This is a genomic window from Mycetocola sp. BIGb0189, from assembly GCF_024810155.1.
GTDB classification, from domain to species: domain Bacteria; phylum Actinomycetota; class Actinomycetes; order Actinomycetales; family Microbacteriaceae; genus Mycetocola; species Mycetocola lacteus.
Genome location: NZ_JANUED010000003.1, coordinates 425,781 through 437,915 on the forward strand (window position 1 = coordinate 425,781; position 12,135 = coordinate 437,915).

General features: G+C 66.3%; 10 protein-coding genes. All 10 read right to left on the reverse strand.

Annotated elements, in window-relative coordinates:
• Positions 1-115: 115 nt before the first annotated feature.
• The 10 genes from M2390_RS06740 to M2390_RS06785 all read right to left on the reverse strand — a co-directional run bounded on the left by M2390_RS06740 (position 116) and on the right by M2390_RS06785 (position 11,862).
• Positions 116-529, reverse strand: coding sequence for a hypothetical protein (locus M2390_RS06740; RefSeq protein WP_259177726.1), 414 nt, complete (start codon positions 527-529; stop codon positions 116-118).
• 163 nt (positions 530-692) lie between these two features.
• Positions 693-1,940 carry a pyridoxal phosphate-dependent aminotransferase gene (locus M2390_RS06745; protein WP_030143541.1) on the reverse strand — a complete coding sequence of 416 codons (1,248 nt, stop codon included), beginning with the start codon at positions 1,938-1,940 and terminating at the stop codon, positions 693-695.
• A gap of 106 nt (positions 1,941-2,046) precedes the next feature.
• The gene (locus tag M2390_RS06750) at positions 2,047-3,456 is read right to left on the reverse strand and encodes an NlpC/P60 family protein (RefSeq protein ID WP_259177727.1); all 1,410 of its coding nucleotides are present in this window, start codon (positions 3,454-3,456) and stop codon (positions 2,047-2,049) included.
• Between the two features lie 211 nt (positions 3,457-3,667).
• Entirely contained in the window at positions 3,668-4,270 is a 603-nt protein-coding gene (locus M2390_RS06755) for a TetR/AcrR family transcriptional regulator (protein ID WP_259177728.1), read from the reverse strand.
• A 37-nt stretch (positions 4,271-4,307) separates the two neighbouring features.
• Positions 4,308-5,438, reverse strand: a complete 1,131-nt coding sequence (locus tag M2390_RS06760) for a serine hydrolase (RefSeq protein ID WP_259177729.1) — start codon at positions 5,436-5,438, stop codon at positions 4,308-4,310.
• Between the two features lie 404 nt (positions 5,439-5,842).
• Positions 5,843-6,571, reverse strand: a complete 729-nt coding sequence (locus tag M2390_RS06765) for a hypothetical protein (RefSeq protein WP_259177730.1) — start codon at positions 6,569-6,571, stop codon at positions 5,843-5,845.
• The gene (locus tag M2390_RS06770; RefSeq protein WP_259177731.1) at positions 6,568-7,233 is read right to left on the reverse strand and encodes a signal peptidase I; all 666 of its coding nucleotides are present in this window, start codon (positions 7,231-7,233) and stop codon (positions 6,568-6,570) included. The genes M2390_RS06765 and M2390_RS06770 overlap by 4 nt, the downstream gene beginning before the upstream one ends.
• A gap of 6 nt (positions 7,234-7,239) precedes the next feature.
• A complete protein-coding gene (locus M2390_RS06775) occupies positions 7,240-8,004 on the reverse strand; it encodes a hypothetical protein (protein ID WP_259177732.1) in 765 nt (254 codons plus the stop codon).
• A gap of 76 nt (positions 8,005-8,080) precedes the next feature.
• Entirely contained in the window at positions 8,081-8,701 is a 621-nt protein-coding gene (locus M2390_RS06780; RefSeq protein ID WP_259177733.1) for an alternate-type signal peptide domain-containing protein, read from the reverse strand.
• Positions 8,702-8,760: 59 nt separating this feature from the next.
• Complete coding sequence (locus M2390_RS06785) at positions 8,761-11,862, reverse strand: vWA domain-containing protein (protein WP_259177734.1); 3,102 nt, start codon at positions 11,860-11,862, stop codon at positions 8,761-8,763.
• Between the last annotated feature and the right edge of the window lie 273 nt (positions 11,863-12,135).

Genomic DNA, 12,135 nt, shown 5'->3' on the forward strand with positions numbered 1-12,135 from the left:
GTGCGCACTCCCCCGAGCGCGCACCCGCCTGACCCGCGCTCAGCGCGCACACGTCTGACCCACGCTCAGCGCGCACCTGCCTGACCCGCACTCAGCGCGCACCCGTGAACCGCGCTCAACTCGGAGACGTGGCCACGCGGGGCACTCGATGCAGCCAGGCGTTTTCGCCGGGAGCCTCGGGGCGAAAGCCGTGGGCGCGATACCAGGCGGCAAGCCTGCCGGTGTCACTGCCAAATGCCGGATGCGGTTCCAGCGCGATCTCCCAGCCGGCAGAATCGGCGCGGCGACACAGGAGATCGAGGGCACGATCCGCGAGGCGCTGACCGCGCAGCGGATAGGGAACCTGGATGAGGTCAAGAATGACCTGATGCCCGTGGGGGCGAAGAAGAATTTGAATGTGCGGATCGATGTCACGATGAATGCGCTCGCGAACCGCGTCGAGGGTGGCGGTGGATGGGAGCGACGGAATATCGGGCTCGGGCAGGGCAAGCATCCCGGCGCGGCGCGCGGGGAACCTGGAGTCGGTCACGGGGAATCCTTCGTTCTTGTGCGAAAGCGTACACGCAAAAACGCCCGGATCTGCCCGGGCGCTCCCCATACCCTAGCAGGGACCACGCGGCAATGCCCACGCGTCGCCGCCTCAGACAAAATGCCCGTCTCGACCGGGTCGAGACGGGCATTTCGGCTTATACCTACTGGTGGTAAGAGGACAGGAAGTTCCCCAGTCGCTCAAGTGCCACCTCAAGGTCACCCACGCCCGGCAGTGTTACCACGCGGAAGTGGTCGTGCCTCGGATAGTGGAAACCGGTTCCCTGGACCACGAGGATGTGCTCCTTGAGCAGGAGGTCCTGCACAAACTTTTCATCGTCGTGAATCTCGTGCACCTCGGGGTCCAGTCGCGGGAATGCGTAGAGCGCGCCCTGCGGGGCAACCACCGAGACGCCGGGAATCGCGTTGAGCATGTCCACGGCCACGCGGCGCTGCTCATAGAGTCGTCCGCCCGGTTTGAGCATCGGGTCGATGCTCTGATAGCCACCGAGCGCCGCCTGAATCGCAAACTGGGCGGGCACGTTGGCGCACAGGCGCATGCTGGAGAGCAGGGAGATACCCTCGATAAAGGAGGCCGCGCGGTCACGCGGACCGGTGATGATGACCCAGCCCGAACGATAACCGGCGATCCGGTAGGTCTTGGACAGACCGTTGAAGGTCAGGCACAGGACATCGTGTGCGAGGGTCGCGATGGAGATGTGCTCGGCCTCATCGTAGAGAATCCGGTCATAAATCTCATCGGCGAAAATAACCAGGTCGTGTCGACGAGCGACGTCGGCCAGCTTGGTCAGCACCTCCTTGGAGTACACGGCACCGGTGGGGTTGTTGGGATTGATGACCACGATGCCGCGGGTGCGGTCGGTGATCTTCGCCTCGATATCGGCGATATCGGGCTCCCAGTTCTGCTCCTCGATGGCGTTGTAGTGCACCACGTTACCGCCGGCGAGGGTGGCCGAGGCCGTCCACAGCGGGTAGTCCGGGGAGGGAATCAGCAGCTCATCGCCCGGGTTCAGGAATGCCTGCAGGGTCATCGTGATCAGCTCGGACACACCGTTACCCAGGTAGATGTCGTTGACATCGAACGCGGGGAAGTTCTCGCGCACCTGGTAGTGGTTGAAGATCGCGCGGCGGGCCGACAGGATTCCACGGGAGTCGGAGTACCCGCTCGCGGCGGGCAGGGTGGCGATCATGTCGCGCACGATCGCGCTCGGCGCCTCGAACCCGAACGGTGCGGGGTTGCCGATGTTCAACCGCAGGATCTTGTGTCCGTCGGCCTCCAGTCGGGCGGCGTGCTCGTGCACCGGGCCGCGGATATCGTAGAGGACGTTTGCCAGCTTGGCGGATTGCAGGATGGGACGCGGCTTGCGCGTCGACTTTTCTGGATCAGACACACTGCCACTATACGCCCGTACAATGCGGCGACGCCGAATCGGGAACCGTTTCGTGTCGAAAACGATATGCCCAATCCGGCGTCGCGAATTGCATGGTGGCGCGGGCCTATCCGGCCGGACGTCCGACGTTCTGCACCAGGTTGTGCGTACGTACCGGAACCAGCTGAACCTTCTTCCCGGGCTCGGGTGCCTCGATCATCTGGTTGTTACCCACGTAGATGGCCATGTGATACATCACCTGAGAGTTGGTGTTGCCACCCGGCGAGTAGAACAGCAGGTCGCCGGGGACCAGTCCGCTGGAGCGCGGAACCAGGCGTCCCACCGCGGTCATCTGGCGGTACTGCGCACCCACGGTGTGGTATCCGATGTTGATCCCCGCCTGGCGGTAGGCGATCATGGTCAGGCCCGAGCAGTCCCACACGTCGGGACCCTCGCCGGCGAACACATACCACTTGCCCAGCTGGGCATAGGCGAAGTTGACGGCACTGGTCGCGGCGGCGGCCGGACCCACCGGCGCGCCTCCCCCGCCACCCACCGGCGGCGTGGTGACCGGAGGTGTCGTGACCGGCGGCGTGGTGTTGCCACCGCCCGTGTTACCGCCACCGCCGTTACCGCCGCCGGTTGCCGGCGGCCGGGTTACCGGCGGGGTGGTGGTCGGCGGACGAGTCGCCGCGGCCGCGGCTGCGGCATCGCGGGCGGCCTTCTCGGCTGCCGCGCGATCCCGGGCGGCCTGCTCGGCCTGAGCCTTGAGTGCGGCTGCCTGAGCCTGAGCGGCCGCGTAGGCGCTTTCCAGGGTCGCGCTGCGGTCCTGCAGGAAGGCGAGCTGAGCGTTCAGCGTGGCCGATTCCACCTGTGCGTTATCCACGGCGGCCTGGGCGGCATTGGCGCGATCGTTCGCGGTCTTAAAGGCGTCGTCGGCGGCCTTCTGCGCGCTCACGTTCTCGGCCTGCGCGGCCTTGGTCTGGTCTTCCAGGGTGGAGACCAGGTTGCTGGTCTGCTTGGCCCGGTCGAGTAGCGCGGCCTGGCCGCTGGAGAGCTTCTCCATCGTGCCCAGCTCATACAGCAGGTCGCTTCCGTCGGTCTTATTGCCTCCGGAGAGCAGGGCGGCGCTCACACCGGTGCCTCCCCCGGCGCGGGCAAACTGCGCGATGATCGAGCCGAGCGCCTTGCGCGCGTTTTCATCATCGGACTTTGCGGCTTCCAGCCGTGCGTGCAGATCGTCCAGACGCTGCTGCGTCTCGGTAACCTTCTGCCGGGCGATCTGCAGCTTCTCGGCGGCCTGCTGAGTGGCCACATCGGCCGCATCCGAGGCGTCGCTGAGCTGCTGAATGGTGGTCTGGATCGCGGCGGCCTGCGCCTGCGACTTGGTCACGTCATCGCGCGCGGCGGCGACGTCATCCCAGGACGGTGCCGTGGGTGTGCCGGGATCGGCGAGGGCGGGGGCCGCAAAACCCACACCGCCCAGGGTGAGCGCAAAGGTCAACGAGATGACCGCGCAGCGTTTAGAAAAGCGCATAACCGTGTTTCACTCCCCGTAGGTCCATGATGGCAATCCGCTAGGCGGAGGCCACCCCGTCACATCGCCCCACGGAGTGGAGGGGTGTAAACGGAACGCGGCGGGTGCGCCGCTTCGTCAGGCTAACACCGTTTTTGCGACACGACCATAGCGAGTTCTCATATTTTCACACCGCGCGCGTCGCGGCGTGCGGAGCCGCAGCTCCCCTTAGTTACCGTTCGGCGGAGGGAAGCGGGATGCTGGAATCACCGGTCAGTGCGGAAATCAACAGCCCGGCAAGGCGCGCCAGCTCATCGGCGCGCTCGGGGGCACCGGCCAGGTGTGCGGTGGCGCGCAGGATCATCGGGAAGTCGCGATCCGACACATCCGCCCGAATAACCCCGGCTTCGCGGGCCGCATCGAAGAGCTCGGTGATTCCCGCACGAATAAGCTCATGCTCATCCACGAAGATTCGTGGCGTGCCGAAGCCATCCAGCAGGACATCCGAGAAGCCGCGATCTGCCGACTGTAGCTCGATCGTGTAGTGCACAAACGCACGGAATGCACGGGCGGCGTCGCGGTCGGCGAAGTTCACGGCGTCGCTGGCAATCGTCACAAAGTGTTCCAGCTGTTCGCTGTAGAGCGCGATGATCAGATCATCACGCGTGGGAAAGCGGCGATAGAGCGTCCCGATACCCACCTCGGCGCGGCGCGCAACATCCTCAAGCGATCCCCCGACGCCGTGTTCGGCGAACAGCTCTCCGGCGACATTCAGGAGGACCGCGCGGTTGCGTTCGGCGTCGGCGCGGAGGGGTTTCGGGGTGGAGTCGCTCATCCTGTCATGATATCGCACGGCGGACCCTGTCCTCCGATTATCCGGCTGTCACACCCGCAAGGCACACGGTTTCACTGGCCAGACGCTGCACGGCGAACACGTTCGCCCGGGCGCGTCCCGGATGCACGCGGTTGGTCAGGAGCGCCACGGCACTGTTGTGCACGGGGTCCACCACGAGCATGGTGCCGGTGAATCCGGTGTGTCCCAGGCCCGGGACGGCACCCATAAATTCGGCGTCGTGCACCCGGAAGCCGACGGCCTGACCGAAGCAGCCCGCCGCATTTGTGCCATGAATTTGTGGGGCGGCCAGCAGGGCAACCGAGGCGGGTGAGAGGACACGGCCACGATCACCGAGTCCGTCGGCCAGGATCATCCGTCCAAGCGCGAGGGCATCATCGGCCGGACCAAACAGGCCCGAGTTTCCGCTGGGTCGCCCCAGGAAGAATGAGAGCTCGTCGTGCACACTTCCGCGCACCAATCCTCGGCCGGGCTGTTCCTCGGTGGCCACCGCGAGGCCCGGATCAATCGGGTGATACCCGGTGCCTCGGGTCCCCAGCGGTTCCAGAACCCGGGCATGCAGCAGGGTCGGCAGATCCTCCCCGGTGACCGTTTCCAGGATTCGCCCCAGGATGTTGTAGCCGATGCAGGAGTACTCGTGGGCCTCCCCCGGTGCCCGCACCGGGGCGGTTCCCAGGACGTGTGTCCAGAGCGCGTCGGCGTCTGGCGCATCCTCCCAGAATCGCGTATTGGCCGGGAGGCCCGAGTCGTGGGCGAGCAGGTTCATCAGGGTGATGCGGCGTGCATCGGGATGTAGGGACTCGCCCAGCACATCGCCGATGGGAGCATCGGGATCCACCAGCCCGGATTCCACGACGCTCAGCGCGGCAACCGAGACAAACAGCTTCGACAGCGAGGCAAAGTCGAAGCGATGCTCGGGGCCGAGCGGGCGAGAAATCTCGGGCTCGTACTCCGCGATCGCCGTGCGTCCGTGGAGGAAGTCCACACGCTCCCCACTCGGGGTGAGTCCGGCCAGGGCGAGTGCCGAGCCGGGGATACGACCGGGCACACCCACGCTTGCGGGGTCGCGGACCAGGGCACGCAGCGTGTCGGTGATCTCGTCGGTGCGAGATGCCGTGGTGTCGGCTGCCGTGGTGTCGGATGGATTCATTGTGTGCTCCTTGCCTCGGCCGCGAGTACTCGAGGCTTGTGGCGCGAGCACGTATGACCGGTGTGTCCACCTTATCCCCGTCACGATTCCAGTTTCGGCATGCGCACGAACACAAACCGCCCACTCCGACAGGGGTCGGCCGGTCGGTCGTCGGGGCAACACAAACCGCCCACTCCAGCAGGGGTCGGCCGATCGGTCGTCGGGGCAACACAAACCGCCCACTCCAGCAGGGGTCGGCCGATCGGTTGTCGGGGCAACACAAACCGCCCACTCCAGCAGGGGTCGGCCGATCGGTCGTCGGGGCAATACAAACCGCCCACTCCGACAGGGGTCGGAGTGGGCGGGGTCCACGCATGCAATGACTCGGGACCCATGACGACCACGGGTCATCGCATGCGGTGGCTTTAGGGGGTGCGTCGGGAGGTTGCACCGGTCATTTTGCGCCGCAGCGCGAGGCCGCCGCCCACAAGGAGCGCGCCGACTGCGGCGATCAGGGGCCATCCCTCGGCACCCGTGCGGACCAGGTTCCCCGGTCCTGCGGCGGCGGGCGGTCCGGCAACCGGCGGTTGGCTGGGCTGTTCGGGGGTGGGCATCGGGGGCGTCGGGGAGGGTGTCGGGGTTTCGGTGGGGCCATCGATCCGGCTCTCCCCCGCCAGGGCCAATCGCACATCAAACGCGACCGACACGGCCTGGTCGCCGGCCACCGGATAGTTGCCGGTGATCGCGGCCTCGGGGAGGTCGTAGTCGAGGTTGACGGTCGCGGTGCCGCCGGGCTGAACGCGGGTGGTCAGGATCGTGGTGTCCTTGCCATAACGGTCGATCACCGGGAGGCTGTTGACGGTGAAATCACGATAGTACTCATCCGCGGGGTTTCCGGTGAGGCGTACGTTGACGATCTTGGCGGTGAGTACCGCGGCGGTGTCGCCCTGGTTGCGCACCACAAACGAACGCGCATCGGAGTCGCCCGGCACCACCCGCGGTGTCACAAACACCGGGCGGTCTAGTTCTGCGGCGAATCCCGAGCTTCCATCCCAGGAGAGCCCAATCTCATCGGCCGCCTGCGCGCCGAGCGCGGGACCCGCAACCGTGAGGGCGAGTGCGCCCGCGACGGCGGCAACGGTGATCCGTTTCATGGTGTGTTCCTTTCGGTGGCGCCGCGGGGACGACGCACGAGGGTGAAGACTGCGTAGCCGACCAGTCCCAGGCCGGCGAGGGTAATGAGGGGGCCGCGAACGTTGCCGCCGACCAGGTTGGTGACCCAGCCCACGTACGGCACGGTGTAGAGCACACGTCCGCGGACCTGATCGGCACTGATTTCGGGATCATCCGCGCTGTTGGCATCCCCACGGGTGATCAACCGCACACCCGAGTCTCCCGCGCTCATTGAGCGGATGCGGTGGGTGATCAGGGTGGGGTCATCGGAGATGGGTTGGAAGGTGACCACGTCCCCCACGCTCAGCTGGGCCGCCTGGACCGGGGCCGATACCACGACATCACCGGGGCGAATCGTGGGCTGCATCGACCCGGTCAGTACGGTGAGGGGCACCGCCCCGATGATCAGCGGCACCACGGTGACCGCGGCGCTGATCAGGATCAGCGCGGCGAGAAGCACCGCCCCGGCGCCCCGCCACACCCCGAACCAGAAGCCGCGCGAGGCGTGGTCCCGGCCGGTGTCTGCGGCGCGCCGGCGACGACGCGGGGTGCTCTCCCCCGGCCGCGCGGAGGCCGGTTCCACGCGTTGCGCGGCGTCGACGTGATCCGTCTCCGGCTCGGTGGGTGTGATCAGGATGGACATGATGCGTTATCCGGCAAACCGACCGCGGAAGGTCTCGAACCCGAAGTCCAGGGAGAAGGTGGCCTGGAACGCCCGGGTGTCATAGCCCAGTCCGATCGACCAGCGGTCCTCACCCGAAACGCTCACCTGAGCACCGGTCTGCGGGTTGGTGTAGGTTCCGGTGGCGGATCCGATGTTGGTGTAGGTGGTGTTCAGAGCCACGGGACGGCTCAGTCGCAGGCACAGGAACTCGTGTTCCGGGGTCTCCCAGCCGGCCGTGCTGTAGGCCGAGGAGACCAGTTCCCGGGCGGGGATCTGCGCCGCGGACAGGGCGCCCTCGTAGAGGGTGCCGGCATCGGCATTGAGTGCGGGTGCGCATCCCTCGGCCGTGCCGGCTCGCACGATCCGAACGCGCACGCCATCAACAAGGCTGGAGTCGTCCCCACCGATGATGTGTGCACCCCGAAGGTCGTAGGCGAGGCCGCGATTACCCTGGGACTGTCCGTCCACACGGATCACCGCATCGGCGAAGTTTTTGGTTTGCAGGGCGGTAATCGGGTTGCCGCCAATCGCGTTATTTGCCAACCAGGTGACCGCGGTCTGCGGCCCGAAGGCACGGTCCATCTGTGCGGGGGTGGCACCGGGGTTGCCGACGGCAAATCCCGCGTAGCCGATCGTCACGGCGTCGTGCACTGCGGTCTGCTGTGACCAGAGCGCCCAGGTTGCGGCGCCGGCGGTGCCGAGCGTCGCTCCGAGAGCCAGCGCGGTGACGGCGGCAAGGGTGCGTTTCATGGGTCAGGGCCTTTCAACTGTGGGGAATGCTGCGATGGGGTGGGCAGGGGGTGTGCCCACCCCACCGAGGGTGGAACTATCCGCGGGTGCTCTGCTCGAGCGAGAAGTTGACGTTGCCCAGGACCGCCTGCGCGTTGGCGTAGGTCAGGTCGGTTGCGGTCTTGTCAAAGGCCAGCTCGATCTTCACGGTGTAGGTGTCCGGGGTGGTACCGGCGTTCTTGGGCACCTTGAGGGTGACCGGGGTGCCCAGTGCGGTCTTGGCCGAGGGGGCCCCGCCCACCAGCGGAACAGCGTTGCTGTCCTTGTCCAGCACGATGTAGGTAGCGGTCAGTCCACCGGTACCGGCCTTGGCTACACCCTTGTCGTCGAGGGCGCTCAGGGCGCTCGAGGTGACGTTGAGGGTCGCGTTGAGGTTGTCACCGGACAGGGTTACGGCGATCTCCTGGGTGCGGTTCAGGGTGTCCCCGGGAACGGTCTTGAACTTGGTGGCGTCGGGGATGGCAACCGGGGCACCGACAACGTCGGTGGAGACGTCGGTCCAGACCGGTGCACCGGCGACGGCAACGTGCAGGTTACCGGTGTTGATCTTGCCGGCGTCGGCGTCGGTGGTGGAGCTCCAGAGAGCGAAGGTGCTGCCACCGGCCAGGAGCCCCAGGCCCAGTGCGCCGGCGACGATACCGCGAGTTGAGATCTTCATGATGATTCCTTTGTGTGAGGTGTTGCAGAAGGTGGAGGTGTAGCAGTGGTTCTGTGTGACTACGGGGTGAGGGATCCACGTGCCCAACACGTCATGGACGCGCCGGCTGCGAGGAATCGGGTGCCATCGTCGCGAGTATTCGCGGCGGGGCAGGTCACGGCGTTCGCCGCAAGCTTGTTATCGAGGACCGTGATGTTCTCGATCGGGAGTGCACCGGTGTTGCTGACCCGGTAGGTCCACTGGACCTGGCTGCCGGTGGGGCGCGGGATCGAGGTGTCGATCACCGGAGACCCAATCGGTCCGGTGCCGGGGATGATCTCGGAGAGTTCCCATCCGGTCTTGATGATGGTCAGCTTGGGTACCGCGGCGTTCGTGAATTCGCAGTGCAGCGAGGTGTTGGCCGCGACCCGGATGGTGTCGTTTTCGGGGGTAAAGGTGCGGGTTCCGTCATCACAGATCAGCGAGGCACGCACAAAACCGTTCACGAGTCCGATCTCAGCGAGCCGGTACTCGCTGTCCGGGGCAATCGTAAAGGGTGTGGCCGCACTCTTCGCGGCACCACTAACGTGCACGCTTCCCACGCCGCCCGGACCGCTGAGGCGCGAGGCCGACAGGGTCCAGCTGCTCGGAAGGGCATGGGTGTCCGTGCCGTTCAGCACAACCTTGGACAGGATCAGGGTCGCGGCCTCGTTGGTCACCGTGCAGCGCAGCTTGTCGCCCCATCCGACGGTGATCGAGCCGTTACGCCCATCGGCGATACCCGCGAAACCGGAACCCGAATCCCGCTCACAGACCCAGGAGCCCACGGCACCGGGGACCAGGGTGGTTCCCGCGGCCACAACCGGGCGGTATTCGCCGGGTCCACCGCTCTCGGAGAGCACCACTGTGCCCGGGTTGACGGCGACGCTGACGCCGCTGGTACCGGTACCACCGGGGGTGGCCTTCAGGGTGAAGTCGGTGGGCTGAGCAGTTCCGCCGCGCACCACCTTGTTCAGCTGGAGCGTGCTGGTGCACTCAAACCGGTTGGTGAGCTGGAAGGCGTTGTCACCAACCACAAGCACGCGGGTCTCCACACCATCAACACCCAGCAGGCGGCAGCCCGAGGGAACCTGGGTGGGGGCAGGCTCGGCCAGGGTCACGCTCTGTCCGGCGGTGAATCCCGTCTGCTTGGTCCCGAAGTCGGTGCGGGCAGCCGCACCATTCAGGGTGTAGGAGGCGGCACCGAAGGGCTGGCTGCCGTGGGCGAAGTTCTGGCCGTTGACCACCCACTTCTTGGTGACCGTGACGGTTGCGGTGACCTCCTTGTTCACGATCTGGCAGCTGATCGAGGTGTTGGCGATCGCGTCGACGGTAAAGCCGGTGGCCCCCACGTTGGTCACCGTGACGGCGGCCTTAGTGTCGGCGCGGGTACAGACCGCGTTCTTGCCACCCTGCTGTTCCAGGGCGTATCCGGGCTGCTGGGTTTCGGCAATGGTGATGGGGCGGGGCGTGCCGATCGGCAGGTTGTTGACCTTGAAGGAGGCCACACCGGTCGCACCGGTCACCGCGGAGGCGGGGGCGACAGAATCACGCGAGGCGTTTTCCACGCTCATGGTCCAGCCTGCGGCTGGCGAACCCGCCGGGTTTGTGGCGGTCTTCACGGACTTGTTCACGTTGATTGTTCCGTCGCACTGTGCGCCGGCCAACGCCTTCAGCTGCGCGTTCAGGGCGCTATAGTCGGCCACCTTGAGATAGTCGACGCCCTCGCGGGTACCACTGATCGACTTGAGGTTTTCGATGTTTGCCGCGGTGAAGGCCGAACCGATGCCCAGTGCCATGACGGTGGTGCCCTTGGCCTTGAGCGCGTTGGCGCTAAACACTGCGGCCTCGATGTCGGCCACGGTGGTGTTATTACCCGCGCCGTTCAGGGTGCCACCCGCGCTCAGGCGGTAGGTCGGAGCGCCGTCGGTCAGAACCAACACCAGATCCAGAGACTCGGAACTCGCGGTGATTGCGCGCAGACCCGCATCCCAGTTGGTGCCCGAATCGCTGGGCACGGTGAGGCCGTTGGCCTTGGTGCGGATCGGTGCGGCGGACTGGGGGGTGGCCAGGCTGACCATCGCCGAGTTGGTGTTGGCAGATCCGGCGGCCGGGGAGGTGGTCCCGAACGTCCAGATGCCCAGGCGGGTCGGGGTGCCGGTCAGGGCATCCACGAAACCGGTGGTGGCGGTGCGCAGGGCGGCCTGGGAGCCGCTGAGCGAGGATGACAGGTCAACCAGCAGGCCGATGTTCAGCCCACACTTGGGGGCAAGCGACGGGTTGTCCTGGGAGGTTTGGAAGATTCCCGTGCTGTTCAGGGCCACACTCGAGTCGGAGGAGCCAACCGGCGGGTACTTGGTGATCCGTCCCTGAGCGAAATCGCCCGACGAGGTTCGGAATGCATAGGGGGTGGTGACGGCGGTGTTCTGGGTGCCGGTCCGCGTCATCGTAATCGAGAACACACCCGCGGGGGTGCTCTGCAGGGCGACCCACGGAGCATTCGAGTCACGCGGGAAGGTGAAGCTGGACGGTACCAGGATTGCGCAGTTACCGTCGGCATCGGAGGTGCAGGTTGCCCAGGGGGCGTACAGCGTGTTCGAGGGTCCGCCGCTGTGGGTCACCAGGCGCAACACCACGCCGGGCTGCGGTCCAACCACACCACCGGCGGTGCGGGTGCCACCAACCTGCACGTTGATCACGGCCTTGCTGCCGGGCGGCACCACCGTCGGTGCCGCCAACGGGGTGACAACGCCCGCATCCGCCGCCACAGACTCTTCGGCGAGGGGTGCCCGGGCGGACTCGACGGTTGCCTCGGCACCGGTTTCGGCCGGAGCTTCGGGAGCGGTAGTGCTCGCGGTCCCGGACGTCGGTGCCGCCGCGGGGGCGGTCGATTCGGCGGGACGAGTGGGCTTGGCGGCCGGGGCCTCGGTTCCGATCTGAGGGGCGGGGGCCGGTGTCTGTGCCGGGGCATCATCCACCGCGCGAATGTTCTCATTGGCGGTGACCGCGAGTGCGGCTTCGGAGGGGGCAGCCTCGGGGGTTGCCGCGCCGCTGGTCGCATAGGCGCTCAATGAGGCACCACCCACGATCAGCGCGAGCGCCACCGTGGCGGCCGTCGCAATCCTGAAATTCCTGTTCTTCACCGAACGTTCCTTTTGACTCATGTGTGCAGGGGGCGCACATCTAGGAACAATCTAAAAAGCGATAGTTTGTAGTGCGATGCGTATCGTTACGTGTTTTGTTCAGCGAGGCCTCAGAAAACTACGTATGTGGGCCGCGAACCTACGCATTAACGACGCAAAAACTACGTGCCCCGCCCGCGTAGACCCCCGTTTGAGGGACCTTTCTTACGCAAAAACGACCGGCGTGCACCCAGATGGGTGCACGCCGGTCAACGTCGCGGGAACGCGCGGTAC